Source organism: Paenibacillus sp. FSL K6-1122, from assembly GCF_037977015.1.
Classification (GTDB): Bacteria; Bacillota; Bacilli; order Paenibacillales; family Paenibacillaceae; genus Paenibacillus; species Paenibacillus amylolyticus.
Window position 1 is genome coordinate 5,221,962 of record NZ_CP150272.1, and the last position, 17,568, is coordinate 5,239,529.

Here is a 17,568-nt window from a genome sequence, read left to right on the forward strand (position 1 = left end):
GGATAAAAAAACTAATTTACCTGACATTTCATGTTCATTTATACAAGGTATATGGACCTATGAAAGTCGAAAAAGCAAAAAAGCCTACTTTTATGTAGGCTCTTATCCATCTGTACTTATGAGTCATACTCTTCATACTCACAACCGACATTCGCAGTCATCAGATGATGTTGCACGTAAATATACATCCTCATCCTATGACAGTGCCAACATCGCGTTCATATCTTCTTCTGCCGTTATAATTAACTTTAGACCAAACATATCTACGAGTACATCCAAGACACCTTCCGATATAAACTCAGGCGGTTTTGGTCCAATACGAATGTCCTGAATGCCAAGGCTGAACAGGCCAAGCAGGATCGCAACTGCTTTTTGCTCAAACCAGGACAGCACAATGCTGACAGGTAACTCGTTCACGGTACAGCCAAAAGCATCCGCCAAAGCCATTGCAATTTTCACCGTAGAACCGGAATTGTTGCATTGACCCAGATCGATATAACGCGGTATACCCGTGTCTCCAACCGTACCATAATCCACATCGTTGAAGCGGAACTTACCACAGGAAGTCGTCAGAATTACGGTATCATTCGGCAAGGATGTCGCAAGTTCACGATAGTAGTTGCCACCTTTGCCTGGCGCATCACAACCAGCGATAACGAAGAATCGACGGATATGCCCGTCTTTCACCGCTTGAATAATCTCGGGCGCAAGCCCAATCACGGTCTCATGATGGTATCCTGTCGTTAAAACTTGCTCGGACTGTACATTAGCCGCAGGCAGTGACAATGCGCGTTCAATCAGGGGTGAGAAGTCATCCTCTGTAATTTTGGCAACGCCCTCCAGACCCGCCACTTCGTATGAGAAAAAGCGGTCTGCATATGTGCCTTTGATCGGCATAACACAGTTCGTCGTTGCGAGAATAGCACCCGGGAATTGTTCGAACAGTCTGCGCTGATCGTACCATGCTTTACCGATATTACCCTTGAGATGGGCATATTTCTTCAGCGCCGGATAACCGTGTGCAGGCAACATTTCCGAGTGGGTATAGATGTTGATTCCTTTCCCTTCAGTTTGACGAAGCAACTCCTCCAATGCATACAGATTATGCCCTGTTACCACGATGCACTGTCCTTCAATCTGGTTCTGGCTAACCGTAATCGGTTGCGGTACACCAAAGCGGTCCGTGTGCGCACGATCCAACACATCCATAATGCGGATTGCTGCATTACCTACCTTCATCGCCATCTCCAGATGTTCCTGTACATTAAAATTCGAGTTCGTCAATGTCATGTATAATGCCTCATGTGTAATCCGATCCACCTCAGGATCAGAATATCCCAACTGGCGTGCATGTGTCGCATAAGCAGCGATGCCTTTTAACGCAAAAATCATCGTATCCTGCAAACTTGCGATTGTTTCGTTTTTGCCGCATACCCCTACCACGGTACACCCGCCACTCGGCGTCTGTTCGCACTGATAACAAAACATATGGTTTCCCCTCCAAACTTAGATTAAACGCAGTTCGTTATGTAATAGCGTAACAGACCCTGATATGAGCTAGTGTGATGGTGCACACAGTTTCTGATCCAACATCTATATTTGGTTCTCCAGATTATCATCCAAACTGGAAATAATAACATTCAAAAAAAGGCATATCTCGGATCATTATGAAAAATACTGTGTACAGCTAAAAACGTATAAATCCATAATCTTAAAAAAATACGAAAATGAAACGATTCTAGATTTTGCCCGTAAGGGTAATACACAGAGAAATCTAATATTCAAGGAGCTGGTCAATTGCAACATTACAGACACAGTGCGGAGGAAACCCTTCAGGATGTACAAAGTTCCTCCAAGGGACTTACGACCTCCGAAGCTGCCAAGAGAATTGAAACGGAAGGATATAACGAGTTAAAAGGTAAAGATGCAACACCCGTCTGGAAATTGTTCCTCGAAAATTTCAAAGATCCGATGGTCATCGTGCTGCTGATTGCAGCCGCGGTACAGGTTGTACTTGGACACCTGATTGAATCATTGATCATATTCCTGGTTATTTTGCTCAACGCGGTGATCAGTGTAGTGCAGACCAAAAAAGCCGAGAGTTCACTTGACGCGCTGAAACAAATGTCTGCACCTGAAGCCAAGGTCATTCGTGACGGGCAGAAAAAAACCATTCCAGCGAGGGAACTCGTTCCCGGTGATATTGTTATGCTGGATGCAGGTGATTATGTCCCGGCAGACGGGCGTATCCTGGAATCAGGAAGTTTGAAAATCAACGAAGGCATGTTGACCGGAGAGTCCGAAGCTGCGGAGAAACACGCCGATACCATCCCGGATGAGGCTCCAATCGGAGATCGTCGCAATATGGCCTTCAGTGGCTCACTGGTCGTATATGGACGGGGCATGCTTGTCATTACAGGTACAGCTCTCAAAACCGAAATCGGCAAAATTGCCGAACTGATTGAAAATGCCGAAGCCAAGAACACACCATTACAGCGCAAGTTGGAATCATTTAGCAAAAAACTGGGCTTTTTCATCCTGGGCTTGTCGATTCTCATCTTTGGCATTGAAGCCGGTCGTGTATGGTTGACCGAAGGTACGGAGAATATCGGGCCTTCCATCGTAAATGCACTGATGTTTGCCGTAGCTGTTGCGGTTGCTGCCATTCCTGAGGCCTTATCCTCCATTGTGACTATCGTATTGTCACTCGGAACAAATAAGATGGCCAAACAACATGCGATCATTCGTAGACTGCCTGCCGTTGAGGCGCTCGGCTCTGCCAGTATCATCTGTACGGATAAAACAGGAACGCTAACTCAGAATAAGATGACTGTCGTTGATTATTACATTCCCCATGGCACCAAGGACGAATTCCCCGATGATCCCGATCAGTGGTCGGAAGAGGAACGGCGTCTGTTACATATTGCAGTGCTCTGCAATGATTCAAATATTAACCAGGAAGGCAAGGAATTGGGTGATCCAACCGAAGTGGCCCTCATTGCCTTCAGCAACCGGGTGAACAAGGATTACAATGAAATCCGTGACCAGTTCCCGCGTGAAGCTGAGCTTCCTTTTGACTCGGATCGAAAGCTCATGAGTACGGTGCATACCTTTGAGGGACAGACGGCTTTGCTGACCAAGGGTGGACCTGATGTGCTGTTCAGTCGCTGTAGTCATGTGTTTATCAACGGTGAGGTTCAGCCCCTCACACCTGAGATTCGCACACAGTTTGAAGAAAAAAATGAGGCCTTCTCGAAACGTGCCTTCCGTGTGCTGGCCTACGCGTACAAAAAATTCGATGATAAAAACCAGGTCACCATTGATGACGAGCATGATCTGACACTGGTTGGTTTGACAGCGATGATTGACCCACCGCGTGAAGCGGTATACGGTTCTATTGAAGAGTCCAAAAAAGCGGGCATTCGCACCATCATGATCACTGGAGATCACAAAACAACGGCTCAGGCGATCGGTGTGGATATCGGCCTTGCCGAACCGGATGACCTCGCCATTACCGGAGCCGAACTGGACAAAATGTCTGATGAGGAGCTGGATCAACAACTTGAACATATCTCGGTTTACGCCAGAGTATCACCTGAGAACAAAATCCGGATTGTGCGTGCATGGCAGCGAAAAGGTAAAGTTGCAGCCATGACCGGAGATGGAGTTAATGACGCACCTGCGCTGAAACAAGCCGACATCGGCGTAGCGATGGGTAGCGGAACAGATGTCGCCAAGGATGCGGCTGCCATGATTCTGACGGATGATAACTTTGTCTCCATCGTGAATGCGGTCAGTGTTGGACGGATGGTATTTGATAACATCAAAAAAGCCATCGCATACCTGTTTGCCGGTAACCTCGGCGCGATTATCGCCATTTTGTTTGCCTTGATCGTCGGCTGGGTTAATCCATTTACGGCCCTACAGCTGCTGTTCATCAATCTGGTGAACGACTCCCTGCCTGCCATTGCTTTGGGTACAGAGAAACCCGAGCCGGATGTCATGCGACGCAAACCGCGTGATATTAACGAGGGTATCTTCGCAGGCGGAACCCTGCAAGCTGTGATTACGCGTGGTGTCCTGATTGGTGCGGCTGTTATTGTGTCCCAATATATTGGACTTGGCATCTCGGAGGAAATCAGTGTGGCTATGGCATTCACAACCTTGATTCTGGCACGCAGTCTGCAAACTTTTGCAGCACGTTCCAACACACAGACGATCTTCCAGGTGGGTTTCACGACCAATAAATTCGTGCTTGGCTCCATTCTGGTATGTCTCTGTCTCTATGCAATCACACTGATTCCAGGTGTTCGCGGTGTCTTCGCCATCCCGGATACATTCGGCTGGAATGAGTTCCTGATTGCAGGCGGACTTGCTCTTGCTGCAGTCATTCTCATGGATGTCATCAAGTGGATTCGCAATCGCGGCAAACAAGTTACTGTGGCGTAAGATCTGCAGTTATAACATGCACAAACAGGCGCCCGTTATCGGAGCGCCTGTTTCTGTATCTAATTATCCCTGTTTGATGCCAAAAGCGATCCAGCGTCCATCAATATCCTCGATCACAAACTCCTTGTTATTATAGTCTGTATGATTGAGGGCACGTACGATTTTCACATCTGCGTTGATCAATTCCTGTTGAAGCTCTTCCTGGTTCTGGGTAATAAAATATGCATCATATCCATAGCCATATAATTCTCTGTTGGGTATGACCTTCTGTCCATTGCTTTGGGTCAAAATAATCTCGGTAAGATCACGATACAGGCAGATATGAGGTTCCGCGGCATCGAGATATTCGACGACCCGAAAGCCCATCTTTTCTTCATAAAACTGCGCGGTTCGATTCATATCAAGCGTCGGAAATACGCTATGGGACATTAATAATGCATGAGTCATGGGTATAATCTCCTTCATTTTAAACATGCTAATTACTTACATATCTAGTTACCTAACCGCTGATCCATCTGCTTATGTATGTTCAATGATCATTTTAGTTAAATTCAGGAAATCCGTCTATTGTTTATTATTAATATTTCTATGCTCATCACACCGAATGAATTAGTATGACATTATTGCCATATGATGAAATGGGGTGTAAAATGATATATTGCTTTTCATCACATTTTCATCAAAGCTCTATCCGACTTCATATTCATACCCAAGACAGGAATGGTACCGTGAAAGATAAAATTGTCATGCCACTCTGGACATGTTGCCTGTTCATCGTTGTGATGAATACCACCATGTTCAACGTTTCTTTGCCAGTCATTATTCATGATCTGCAGATTACCTCGGACCTGGGGTCTTGGGTGATCTCAAGTTATTCAATTGGTTACGCCCTGTCGACGGTGATCTACAGTCGATTGTCAGACCGTATCCCGGTACGCAAACTGTTAACGGTCGGGCTTCTGATCCTGGGGTTATCTTCATTGCTAGGGTTGTTCGCGCATAACTTTGCAATCCTGTTACTGACACGTATTCTGCAATCTGCGGGTGCAGGAGTTATGGCCGGGTTGGGTCTCGTCATTGCAAGTCGTTACATCCCGGTGGAACGACGCGGAGCTGCCATCGCGCTGATCTCATCAGGTAGCGCCATGGCTTTTGGACTTGGCCCCATTGTCGGCGGACTCATTAGCGAGTACTGGGGCTGGAACGGACTTTTTGCCATAACCGTGCTTGTCCTGCTCGCTCTGCCTGTATTGCTCTATTTTCTCCCCCGTGAATCCGTCAAAACAGATCAGCCGTTCGATGTGATTGGTGCCATATTAACCGTCATTAATGCCACTACACTTCTGGTAGCGATCACCCAGCAATCCTGGTTATGGTTCGCCATAGGCGTTATCTCGCTTATTGCACATCTCCTGTATATTCGGAAAGCGAGTCTTCCGTTTGTGAATCCACAAGTGTTCCAAACGCCAGGATACACCCGGTTAATCCTTATCGGATTCTGCGTGCTGGTGGTGAATCTGGGCAATCTGTTTTTGATGCCGCTTGTGCTTGCTGATCTATATGGGCGCTCTTCGCTCGCCATTGGTTTGCTGATTGCTCCTGGGGCAATCGTCGCAGCATTCTGCACCCGTTTCGTCGGGCGTTGGATCGACCGTTATGGCAATATGCGATTTATGATCATTGGACACATCCTGCTCGCAGCGGTACTTGCCTTATTTATGCTCGGACTGGATCAATCCGCCTTGATCATTACCAGTGGTTATCTCTTTTTCTCACCGGCACTGTCAGCCTCCATGGCTTCACTGAATAATGAAGCGTCACGTGTGCTGCCCAAAGCGCAAATCGGTTCCGGTATGGGCATGTTACAATTGATTCAGTTCTTCGGTGGTTCGGTGTCTGTAGCCGTATGTGGGCTGCTGCTACACAGTATTCCGGGAGTCTCGGTCGAGCAAGCTTATCATGTGGTGTATGCTTGTCTGTTGCTCGTCTGCGTTGTTTCACTCGGGTTGACCGTCTGGCATAGCAGAGCTTCACGCTCAAGCATTAAACCTGTTACATTGGACAATTGATAATTGATGTTTAAAGTTCAGAACAAAAAGGCCCGCGCCAAGCGCGAGCCTTTTTTAGTTTGGAACAGAATGCCGTTTTTTTAAAGTAGATCACTCAATGAACTTGAATTTACCGGTTAATTTCCTGATTTCGTCCTACAGCAGCATGCCAACTATTTACCGTCCAGTGCAAACTTCCAGGCCTCCATTATGCTAATTGGGGCTTTACTACTGCTCTCGCCGTCACCTTCCTGCGTCCAAAGTGGTGGGTAATACGCAAATACTTGTCCTGTCTGGAGCTGAGACATATCCTCTTGCCAGCCTTTCCAGCGAAAGGTCCGATAGAACTGCTCCAGATCACCATTCGCCAGCCAGTTGATGAAACCTGAATATGCCAGTTCTGTCGATTCCCATTCGAGTGTATCCGGTGCAAAATAATAAATGTGTCCCGTGCGGCCATACTTGCCTGTATCCAGTCCGAAGAAACCACCTGCCGCATCATATGCAACGACCATCATACCTTCCAGTACATCTACCCAAGGTTGCTCACTTACACCATTCCAACTGGTGAGACTCCCCGATGTACTGTCACCACCCGCACCAAGCAGCGTGATCCAGCCATGGTCCAGTACAATACCTTCTGTCTCATAAGCAACAGCCCCCAAATAGGATTTGGTGCTTATTTGCAGACGATAAAGGGTATCCTCTCCAGCTTCTTGTTTTGCTGGAACATACACATATGTATTTTGCCCACTATCCAGGAGTTCCTTAAGTTCTTCCCATGCGTGATTCTCCCGATCTACTAATTCAGCTATCGTTAATGTATTCATGAGCAGTCTCCTCGCTGATTTTATAAGAGCATATCATGGGTTATTAACCCGTTCAAATCTGCTATAATCTATCTTCAAAGCTAAATTCAAGGGGGAAACGATTTGATTCGCGTAGTTATACTTATGATTCCGATTCTGATGTTGCTTGTATCCGGTTGTCAGAATCATACATCTGCCATGAAGGAACCCGTTTCTGTTCAAAAATCTGATCCCCAGGTCATCCATTACATATCACCCCAAGGAAACGACTCGAATAAAGGAACGATTCAATCTCCTTGGAAAACGTTGCAGCACGCAGCAGACCATGCTTCGCCAGGAAGCACGATCTATTTGCGTGAAGGTGTCTATCATCAGAAAGTCAAAATCATCCGGAGCGGTAATTCTTCCGCTAATCCAACCCTATTTTCAAGTTATCCTCAGGAGCAGGTTATCATTGATGGTAAAGGTTTATCTGTCCGGGGCATTGAAGGGTTGATTGAAATTGAAAATGCCAGTTATATCACGATTCAGAATCTCGAAATTCGTAATTTTACAACCAAACTTGGGGGCCAAGTTCCATCCGGGATCTATGTCCACGGAGCAGGTGAACATATTCAGCTGTTAGGCAACACCATACACGCGATTGCTAGTTACGCAACTCCTGAAGGTCCCGATTTGCGGGGCAGGGATGCCCACGGTATTGCCATATATGGCACAGAGCACCCTCAAGCTTTACGCGATATCATCATCAAGGATAATGAATTGTATGATCTTACACTTGGTTCAAGCGAGTCACTCGCAGTCAACGGTAATGTTGATACCTTTGCTATCCAGGACAATATCATCCATGATTCCGACAATATTGGTATTGATCTGATCGGGTACGAGGGTACGTCCGAGGACGACACGTACGATCAGGCTCGGAACGGCATTGTACGAGGAAACGAAGTCTACGATATTACGTCCAATAACAACCCCTCCTACGGTAAAGACCTGCCCAATGATACCAACTCGGCGGGCGGCATCTATGTAGATGGCGGGAAAGATCATATCATCGACCAGAACCGGGTATATCGGAGCGACATCGGAATTGAGATTGCATCAGAGCATGCCGGACGTTCAACCAGCAACATTACCGTGCGTGATAACCTGATTTATTCCAACAGATTGACGGGGATTGCCATGGGAGGTTATGACGAGGAACGAGGAGCTACCGAGGATAGCAAGATTATGTACAATACACTTGTGGGAAATGATACCCTGAATGCAGGCAATGGACAGTTATTCATGCAGTCACGGACAAAGAACAATACGTTCATGCGTAACATTCTCGTATCGGGCAGCTCGGAAGTACTGATATACAACGAATATACTAGCAATACCGGCAATGTGTTTGACCATAATGTCTATTACTCACCAGGTGAGCAGAAAGATGCCCTGTGGGTTTGGAAAAATAAAGCCTACTCCGGCATCGCTGCCTACATCAAGGGATCTGGCAATGATGCACACTCCATATATGTGAACCCGGCATTTATGGATGAACCGAGCGAAGATTTTCGTCCTCAGGCGAACTCTCCGGCTAAGGCGTATGGTTACCTTGCACCGCGATAAATTAACCCTGAGTCTGCCATCTCAACTTAGTAAATCTTTTTCACGCAAATAAAAGGAGCCTGTGCATGTGGGATCATCTCCCTCATCATGCACAGACTCCTTTTTGCTTTCTTTTGATGCAATCCAATTCTTAACTTTTTACCATCTGAGCTGCATGTGTCACCCGGTTTCGTCCTCCGGTTTTGGAGGCATACAGGGCGTTGTCCGCTCTTTGGAACAAGGATTTTTCCGTATCTTCCTCTACTACAGTAGCTGCACCGATACTCACTGTAATGTTATATTCACCCCAGTCGGCTGAAGCAACCTGTGAACGATATCGTTCTGCAATACCGATCGCCTGCTCCTCTTCACAATCTGGAAGAATGATAACAAATTCCTCCCCACCGTAACGTGCAACCACATCCGTACTTCGCGATACCGTTTGCAGCAGCCCTGCCAGATTGCCGAGCACCAGATCTCCGATCGGATGTCCGTACGTATCATTAATGCTTTTGAAATGATCAATGTCCACAACGAGCAGGGAGAAATAACGTTGTTTCTCCTGGAACATCATCAAACTTTCAAGCATTTTTTCCTGGAAAAACCTGCGGTTCTTCAATCCTGTCAACAAGTCGGTGGAGGCCAGTGTCTCCAACTGATCATTCACTTTGATTAACGCCTGCTCTTTAATTTTATATTCCTCATGCAGTCGTTCAAGCTCCTTGTTCGCTCCTTGCGTCGCTTGATACAACTCTTGTAGCTTCGTTTTGGTATGCAAAATATCCTTCTCATGTTCGATTCGCTTACGCATGACTACAACGACACAATCTACCACGCTTTCCCCGTTACGTGTCTGACGAACACCGTTAAGCAGAACAGGAACAGCCTTCTGATCACGGGTACGGAACGTGAAGTACATCTCGTCCACATGTCCATATAACTGGATGTAGGGATAGAAATACGTATGGAAAAACACCTTGTTGCTTACCGTCATGGTGGATTCAATATGTTGCCCTATGAGCTCATCGCGTTCATATCCAAGCATCGTAAGCATAGTTTGATTAATCGACTGTACGACGCCCGAATCAGAGATAGAGAAGTATCCACAGGGAGCCAGATCTAATTGTATATCCATGGAATAACTGCCTTTCTTCCGCGTTTTATGCGCTCGTTAAATAATCCTTAATCATTCGGATGGTTTCTTCCGGTTGACTCAGATGCGGATAATGTCCCTTGGCCGTCATCTGTTGCAATCGGCTATTCTTCAGATGAGCGTGTAAATAATCCCCTACTTCTATCGGGGCAATACTGTCATCCGAGCACTGAAGGATTAATGTTGGCACAGTTGCCTGCTCCAGATCAATACGACAGTCAGATAAAAACGTCACTTCGGCAAATTGTCTCGCAATATGCGGATCTCTGGAGCAGAAGCTTTTCTCCAACTCTTCCGTCAGCTCTTTCCGTTCCGGATTGTTCATCACAATGGGTGCCAGATAACTCGCCCACCCAATAAAATTCATCTGCATCATCTCAAGTAATTCATCGATATCATTCCGATCGAAACCTCCATAATAATTCGGAAGATCATTCACGTAACGTGGGGAGGGCCCTAACATTATAATTTTTTTGAAATATTTGGGGTTCTGAATTGATGCCAGCATACCAATCATACTACTGACGGAATGCCCGACAAATATGGTGTCCTTTAGTTCGAGCGCTTCCATAACTTCCAGCACATCCTGGGCGTATCCTTGAAGGTTGCTATATTTGATAGCATCATAATAGTTAATTTGAGATTCGCCAGATCCAACATAATCAAACAACACCACACGGTAGTTCTCCATAAAACCTGGAATAATGTAACGCCACATATCCTGATCACATCCAAAACCATGAGCAAATACAATCGTTTGGCTACCCGAGCCAAGTACCTTAACATTATTTCTTACAAGTATATCAACCGTCATTGCATATCACCTCTCCGAGGTAGTATTCACTTGAATCATTTTATCTGATTAGTATACCGGAAAATGTTGGAATATGAATTAAAAATAATTAATAACTTCTCTCATCCACTAAAAAATCATGAACTCCTGCTCTGAATACGCGCTTTACAATCTGACGATCGTCAGGTAAAATCAGTTCAACATGTCGCGCGACAGAGATCAATATTACGGAGGAAAACCATGAGTACTTCAACACATAGCTCTACACCTCAGCAACTCTGGGGAAGATCATTCCTATTTATCATGTTAGCCAACGCATTATTGTTTATGGCATTTGAAATGTTGCTTCCGACCTTGCCTTTGTTTGTCTCAAGTCTTGGTGGCGAAGCCTCCCAAATTGGGCTTGTTACCGGCGTATTTATGTTTTCTGCCATCTTGATTCGACCCTTCACTTCTGTTTTGGCAGCTCGAATAGATAAAAAATATCTATTGATTATCGGCATCACTATCTGTGCATTAATGACAGGCGCATACTACCTATCGTCAGGTATTTGGATGATTCTTGTATTTCGAGTGATCCACGGATTCGGATTTGGTTTGGCAACGACATATTTTGCAACGATTGCCACTGAAAACATACCAAGAGATCGCCGGGGAGAAGGTATGGGGTATTTCGGCGTAGGGGAGACGGTCGCTATATCCATTGGTCCATTGATTGGAACAAGCCTGTTGTTTAGGTACGACTACCAGAGCCTGTTTATGGGAGGTATGTGCATTTTGCTGTTAGCTCTCCTAATGACAGTGTTTGTATCCAGAAAGCCGAAAACAGAAGGTAGTAGCGAGTCTATGCAAACTCATGTCCCTTCGGTGAAACTGATTGAAAAGAAGGTACTCTTCCCTTCCCTTCTCATTATGCTCGTTGGCATTGCAGCGGGTTCAATCATGTCCTTTGTGGCTTTATTTGCCGCCGAAAGAGGGTTCGAGAATATAGCCTGGTTTTTCTTCATCGTTGCCATTGCCAGCTTCGCCGTTCGACTGTTTTCGGGGAAAATGTTTGATCGATGGGGACCAGGTTCCGTGTTGTTACCTTCTGCCGTGTTTGCAATCGCGGGGCTACTGGTTCTGATTATCGCCCAGAGTGATGTGCAATTCCTGATCGCCGGTGCGTTATACGGCTTTGGTTTTGGTGCCATATTCCCGGCGATTCAGACCTGGTGTGTGAATCTTGTAGAAGAACATGAGCACGAAAGTGCGATGGCTTCCTTCTTTAACTTCTTTGACCTCGGAATTGGCGGTGGTTCGTTGATCCTGGGCGTTGTGGCTTCTGCATTTTCCTATACGGTGGTGTATGCTATCTCTATAGGCATTTTTGTGGTATATATCTTGTTATATTTGGTATACTCCCAAAAACAGCAGAGGTATACAGCTCGCCAACTGGAGGTAGACATTGAGTAAAAAACGAATCAAGGAAATTGCCATTCAACATTTTAATCGTCTGGGTTACGAGGGGACCAAGATGGCGCAGATTGCCGAAGAGGCAGGCATTCGCAAGCAATCCCTGGCTTATCATTATTCATCCAAAAAAGCGTTATTGCTGGAGTTATATGAGGAAGTTGTGCAGGAGGAACAACAGTTTGTACGCCAATTCTTCAGCGAGTCTGTTACCCAAACTTTGGATCAGCAGCTATATGCCTTTTTGCATGAACACAAAAATCGCTTTCTGACTCACCCAAACGTTGCTTTTATGTATATCTTGTCTTTTATCACACCGCTGGAGGTGCATGATTTTGTGCTAGCCCAGTATCGAACGTACCTCGGGACACTGAAGGAAGAGCTGGCAGCCGTATTTACCAGACATTCCGATATACGCCTGAGTCCGGAAGAAGCCACCGTAGCTTTTGTCACCGTGATGGATGGATTGGATGTACAGCTCGTGTATGAGACACGGCAATCCTATGAACAAGCTTTGGCAATCACCTGGAATGTCTTCTGGTCAGGCGTCCAGCGTTAACGGATCAATTACGATCAGACTACACAAATAAGAGAGGTGTCCCACCAGCCATGTTGATGACTTTTGGGACAGCCCCTCTATTTCTTTATTTTACGGTTAGGATCACACGTTGATAACGCTTCAACTGATGCTCTCCATCATCCTGTACTTCGGCAACGATATGAAGGGTATCACCCGATTTGGCATCGTCAGGAACGGTAAATGTCACCGCTTCGGTGTCACTGCCCTGTAATTTTATCGTATCCACCTGCTCATCCTTGGCAAGTTCACGATGCAATCCAAGCTGCAGGTCACCCGCCATTTCAGGCTGAACTTTGTTCGGTGTTACTTTGGAATCCTCATAAGTGTCCGCTTCGAAATATCTCCACCACGTATAGGTCAGTTGATCTCCATCCGGGTCTGTGCCTTCCGCGTGAAGAGTAACTTCCTCCCCAGGACTAACACTCAGATCCAGCCCTTCCTTAATCGTTAATGACGGATTATGGTTGGCACCTTCGTAAGTGTCTGCAACTGCCCAGTCTGCACGTGCTGCAAAATCATCCTGCACATCGTCAAACCATCTCATCAGAGAGTATTCGGCTTCATAGCGTTTGGTGTAGGGATCGTAATCAAGCACATTGTTTCTAAACAGCTTGTCGTTCACAACCCCAAAGCGTCCACCCCAACCGCCGTAGGAAGGGTCTTCCATACTGCGCAGCCCATTATCAATCAGATAAAAGAAGGAAGGAGAGTCACCCTCAGATATAAAATCGTACTTGTCATATTGTGGATTGTTCTTCAGATACTCAGCACTTCCCCGTTGTTCTTCGGCTAGTTCGCCTTCGATCATTTTACCATCACCCATCGATGCATACATATCCATCAGCTTGCCATGTCCGTTCAGAATATTCTTGACCATCCAGTCGCCATGAAGCTTACTGTTCACTTCTTCGGCATGCATCTTCCATGCATAGGCAAAATGCCAGAAGTTCGACTGGTCGTTGAGAATGCGGATATCTGGCCAATTCTTCGCAATGTATTCGTTGTAGCTGTCATCCTGATCGAGGATGATGTACAGGACCAGTTTGTCACTGACTTTTTTGCGAATCGTATCCCACTCGGCCGTATCCTTGTACTGTTCTTCAATCGATTTTAGCGCTCGGGCTGTGGTATTGGTGCCCCCCCATGTCTGAACAATCAGGTCTCGGGAGTCATCGTCGAGGAAAAGAGTTTCGAGGAACTCGGAACCTTCGGTTTCCTTCTCCATCTCCCCTTTATCGGATATATTACCGATCTTCGTCATCGCTCGAAGCTGTTCCGGCTCCGGGTACCCATCCGCATGTTTGGATAAGTTCGGGTAGATCTCGCCATAGGCATCGATCATATCGTACACCCACTGTGTGCCTGTCCAGCGGAAGGGTTTGATCCCCTCTTCCTCGTCTCCAGCATAATGATACACCGAGCTGGTCAGTACAATTCCGGCAAGGTCCATTTCATTCGAATATAAGAGGAAACGAATGACGGAGTTCATATCATCCACTTCACCGTCGGTTGTAATCACTGTTCTGCCTTTGGCAGCTTGGTTGTTTGCAGGTTCCTGGGTTTCATTCTCTGTCTGTTCTGTCGGCTGATTCGGTGTGTCACTTACGGTTTGTGGCGCTTTGGATGCGCACCCACTAATCACCAGGATGATACTGAGACAACCTGCGGCAAAACCGTTTAACCATTTTCTCTTGTTCATAATGCTCCCCTTTCTTCTGTACAGCGTGATGTTAGTGTTGGGTTGGAAATAAGTACGTCCTCTGTTTTTTCTATCCTTAATATGGACCGTAGAATGCAAAAAAACCCGAACAACATTATGAATGGAACAAAGTCCACGCATAGTGATGTTCAGGTTTTGCCTGCCCGAAGCAGTAACAATCCTTATTTGAGTGAAAGTATATCATGTCCACTCATGAATGTAAACGTATTCAAATGTTTTTTTGAATTTATCTTTGATATAGTATAATGCTTATAGCCAAGAATCAAACGAATCGGCCTGTTATTATATCAATGTTATTAGGAGGACTCAGACATCATGCAACAACTGGATGCGGCCTTAAGCCGTTTGGTGGAACAGCAGGATTTATATAATGAAGCTTATGGACTTTTCAAAAATCATGATCTGCGTCCCCGCGAACAACATCACCAGCCGGAAGTGGATACACGAATACCTCTTTCTCCAGAACTTCAGTATCTGTACAATCATTATGAAATGATGGATGCGGATGCGGAAGGTACACTCAAAATGAAAAATGCCGCCGTCGAAATCGGTGATGCCGCACTTATTTCCTTTGTCGCACCTGAACATCTGCTTCGTCAGCAACTGGGGTTCCGCTGGATTGGCATGAATGAACCTTATGAGGAGTCCTCCACTTGGCCAAAAACTCACGTTGTCATCGCAAACTTTAACGATGATCCGTTAATTGTAGATGTGGAAGCACCAAACTCTCCCGTATATGCCGCTTTTACAGGTGGAGAACCAAACCGTGTTGCTGATTCACTATCAGACTTTTTCAGTGCACTAGCCATCCTGATTGAAGCGGCGCGTACCTATGCCGGAGAAGTAAAAGATGAAGAAACCTATGAAACCAAGCCCCAGTATCTGGAGCAAGTGGAACCTTTATTGCAAGATCTGTTGGGAGAAGAGTATACTGCTCATCTGTTCGAATATCTGTCCTTTTGTTAAAACAGTGAATTGAAGGAATTGGAGGGGCGCCCATATGATCTATGTGGCTTTGCTACGAGGCATTAATGTAGGCGGGAACAATAAAATTAATATGAAGCAGCTGAAAGAAACATTTGAACAAGCAGGCATGCTGGATGTCGTTACCTATATCAATTCTGGCAATATTATTTTTGCCGATCATCAGGAACGTGCCGATGCAAATTGGGAGATATCCCATGTGTTAGAACAGGCCATCGCCGCCGATTTTGGCTTACAGATCAGGGTAATGGTGCGGAATATGGATGAAATCCAAAGTGTTATTCAGGCACTGCCAGAAGAATGGGTTAATGATGACACAGCCAAAAGTGATGTGATGTTCCTCTGGGATGAGATCAATGAGCCCTCCGTGCTGGACCAGCTGCCCATCAAACCGGGAATCGGCACACTAATCTATGTTCCCGGAGCGATTTTATACTCAGTCAGCAGAGAAGATGCATCCAAAAGTGGCATGAACAAGCTTGTGGGATCCAAAGTATATGCCTATATGACGGTTAGAAATGTGAATACCACACGTAAGATATATGCCCTGATGCAAGCAGCAGCAGAGAAATAATACAGACAGGTGGAGATGATGCCACGCAGCTTGTGGCAATTGGAGGTAGTCTAATGAACAGAGCATGGACATTAAACGTCAGCGTCCGATCCGTAGAGCGGGAACCATTCTGGTATGCACCCCAGACTCCCTGGCAGATACAGGGACAAGGTTTTCGAGTGAAATTCCATACCAATAGGGCAATCGACTTGCTTGCTCAAGATCAACTGCTTGTTACCGTTGGTGAGGAAGGTACCGCGAACTGGGCTGCTTTTATCGGAACAGTCGTGGAATGCGAACCAGACTCTCTCCTGCTCTATACAAGTCCTCAGTACGAGGCACAGTTAATGGATATTCGGAGGTTGGAACGTGAATTTTCTCCTTTGGCTTCCATCCTCGGAGCGCAACATGTAATCGAAACTCTGGGCTATTTCCCTCCCTTCCATTATGACGAAATTACGGATGTGCAGCTGGAAACAGTCCAAAATATACAATCCCTCTCTCTTGTGCTAACGCATAATGCTGATCAGGAATGGGAACAGCAGGTGCACTTCCATTTTGAACATATTCAGCAAGAGATGTTCTCCCCTGTGGAGGCATCTAACGTTTGTTTACAGCTAAGTTTCACTTATGCAGCCGATCAGATCCGTGTTAACTTGGATGCCGTATCCGGCTTCTCCGCTACATTCCTATGCAGCACAATTCATATTCAATTCCATTAACCCGGTTATGTAAAAAATCCCTTCATGGGACAACATGACAAAACATCTTTACAGATGTTCTTCCATGCCTATTACCATAAAGGGATAGCTCAACTTCTTCAGCTACACATTTTGCATCTGGTTTAGTCAATTTGAATGCGTCTGCGAGATTGATCATCACCAGGACGTTTCGGAATCTCGAGCTTCAGCACACCTTCTTCCAATCTGGCCTTAATGTGCTCCTCATCAATATGATCAACATAGAATCGACGGATAAATTCGCCGGAACGGCGTTCCTGCCGTATGATTCGATTGGAGTCATCCTTCTGCTCCACTACATCATTGCGTTTGGCACGAATAATCAACTCATTACCTTGAACCTGAATGTCTATGTCCTCTTTGGCGATGCCCGGAAGCTCGGCTTCTACCGAATATTTGTCTTCTTCCTCACGAATGTCGGTCCGGAATGGCTGGGAGCCAGTTCCAAAAGGGGAGAGGAATGAGTTCTCAACCATGTCATTGAAGGATTTCAACATGTGTCCGAACGGGTCTTCATTTCGTTTACGAAACGGAATCAGATCAAACATGAAAATCAGCTCCTTTTGTGTGGTTGGTTTATTGGTGTTGCTTACATTGATTATTATAATACCCTTGCAAATAAGGCTCAAAGTCTGTAAAAGACGAAAAAAACCGATTTTCTTTCATCATGGTTCACTATTTTAAAATAGATCCTTTT

At 45.8% G+C, this 17,568-nt stretch carries 15 protein-coding genes; 8 read left to right on the top strand and 7 right to left on the bottom strand.

What is annotated here, in order from left to right:
* Positions 1-195 precede the first annotated feature (195 nt).
* A complete protein-coding gene (gene hcp, locus NSQ20_RS23395) occupies positions 196-1,488 on the bottom strand; it encodes a hydroxylamine reductase (RefSeq protein WP_036668635.1) in 1,293 nt (430 codons plus the stop codon).
* Between the two features lie 309 nt (positions 1,489-1,797).
* Here hcp and NSQ20_RS23400 point away from each other — a divergent pair, with 309 nt between their 5' ends.
* Positions 1,798-4,449: a cation-translocating P-type ATPase gene (locus NSQ20_RS23400; protein ID WP_036668636.1), complete on the top strand. Its 2,652-nt coding sequence runs from the start codon at positions 1,798-1,800 to the stop codon at positions 4,447-4,449.
* Positions 4,450-4,512: 63 nt separating this feature from the next.
* On the opposite strand, the gene NSQ20_RS23405 is transcribed toward NSQ20_RS23400, so the two are convergent.
* Positions 4,513-4,896, bottom strand: a complete 384-nt coding sequence (locus NSQ20_RS23405) for a VOC family protein (protein ID WP_192133516.1) — start codon at positions 4,894-4,896, stop codon at positions 4,513-4,515.
* Between the two features lie 281 nt (positions 4,897-5,177).
* Here NSQ20_RS23405 and NSQ20_RS23410 point away from each other — a divergent pair, with 281 nt between their 5' ends.
* Positions 5,178-6,518: an MFS transporter gene (locus tag NSQ20_RS23410; protein WP_036668638.1), complete on the top strand. Its 1,341-nt coding sequence runs from the start codon at positions 5,178-5,180 to the stop codon at positions 6,516-6,518.
* Between the two features lie 152 nt (positions 6,519-6,670).
* On the opposite strand, the gene NSQ20_RS23415 is transcribed toward NSQ20_RS23410, so the two are convergent.
* A complete protein-coding gene (locus NSQ20_RS23415; RefSeq protein ID WP_036668639.1) occupies positions 6,671-7,327 on the bottom strand; it encodes a DUF2625 domain-containing protein in 657 nt (218 codons plus the stop codon).
* A 102-nt stretch (positions 7,328-7,429) separates the two neighbouring features.
* On the opposite strand from NSQ20_RS23415, the gene NSQ20_RS23420 reads away from it, so the two are divergent.
* Positions 7,430-8,917 carry a DUF5123 domain-containing protein gene (locus tag NSQ20_RS23420; protein WP_340030985.1) on the top strand — a complete coding sequence of 496 codons (1,488 nt, stop codon included), beginning with the start codon at positions 7,430-7,432 and terminating at the stop codon, positions 8,915-8,917.
* A 130-nt stretch (positions 8,918-9,047) separates the two neighbouring features.
* Here NSQ20_RS23420 and NSQ20_RS23425 read toward each other — a convergent pair whose 3' ends face one another.
* Positions 9,048-10,031: a sensor domain-containing diguanylate cyclase gene (locus NSQ20_RS23425; RefSeq protein WP_340030986.1), complete on the bottom strand. Its 984-nt coding sequence runs from the start codon at positions 10,029-10,031 to the stop codon at positions 9,048-9,050.
* A gap of 25 nt (positions 10,032-10,056) precedes the next feature.
* Entirely contained in the window at positions 10,057-10,863 is an 807-nt protein-coding gene (locus NSQ20_RS23430; protein WP_340028746.1) for an alpha/beta hydrolase, read from the bottom strand.
* A 219-nt stretch (positions 10,864-11,082) separates the two neighbouring features.
* On the opposite strand from NSQ20_RS23430, the gene NSQ20_RS23435 reads away from it, so the two are divergent.
* Both NSQ20_RS23435 and NSQ20_RS23440 read left to right on the top strand, forming a co-directional pair.
* Positions 11,083-12,297 (top strand): MFS transporter, encoded by a 1,215-nt coding sequence (locus NSQ20_RS23435; protein ID WP_036668642.1) that lies wholly within the window; start codon positions 11,083-11,085, stop codon positions 12,295-12,297.
* Positions 12,290-12,853 (top strand): TetR/AcrR family transcriptional regulator, encoded by a 564-nt coding sequence (locus NSQ20_RS23440; RefSeq protein ID WP_036668643.1) that lies wholly within the window; start codon positions 12,290-12,292, stop codon positions 12,851-12,853. Before NSQ20_RS23435 ends, NSQ20_RS23440 begins: the two co-directional genes overlap by 8 nt.
* A gap of 85 nt (positions 12,854-12,938) precedes the next feature.
* Here NSQ20_RS23440 and NSQ20_RS23445 read toward each other — a convergent pair whose 3' ends face one another.
* Complete coding sequence (locus NSQ20_RS23445; protein WP_036668644.1) at positions 12,939-14,573, bottom strand: DUF1593 domain-containing protein; 1,635 nt, start codon at positions 14,571-14,573, stop codon at positions 12,939-12,941.
* Between the two features lie 336 nt (positions 14,574-14,909).
* Between NSQ20_RS23445 and NSQ20_RS23450 the strand changes: the two genes are divergently transcribed.
* From NSQ20_RS23450 to NSQ20_RS23460, 3 genes are read left to right on the top strand one after another with little or no spacing between them, the layout of a single operon-like run.
* On the top strand, positions 14,910-15,560 hold the full coding sequence (locus NSQ20_RS23450; RefSeq protein ID WP_036668645.1) for a hypothetical protein: 651 nt from the start codon (positions 14,910-14,912) through the stop codon (positions 15,558-15,560).
* Between the two features lie 34 nt (positions 15,561-15,594).
* Positions 15,595-16,152, top strand: coding sequence for a DUF1697 domain-containing protein (locus NSQ20_RS23455; RefSeq protein ID WP_036668647.1), 558 nt, complete (start codon positions 15,595-15,597; stop codon positions 16,150-16,152).
* Positions 16,153-16,205: 53 nt separating this feature from the next.
* On the top strand, positions 16,206-16,853 hold the full coding sequence (locus tag NSQ20_RS23460; RefSeq protein WP_036668648.1) for an Imm50 family immunity protein: 648 nt from the start codon (positions 16,206-16,208) through the stop codon (positions 16,851-16,853).
* A 122-nt stretch (positions 16,854-16,975) separates the two neighbouring features.
* Here NSQ20_RS23460 and NSQ20_RS23465 read toward each other — a convergent pair whose 3' ends face one another.
* The gene (locus tag NSQ20_RS23465) at positions 16,976-17,419 is read right to left on the bottom strand and encodes an Hsp20/alpha crystallin family protein (RefSeq protein ID WP_036668649.1); all 444 of its coding nucleotides are present in this window, start codon (positions 17,417-17,419) and stop codon (positions 16,976-16,978) included.
* Between the last annotated feature and the right edge of the window lie 149 nt (positions 17,420-17,568).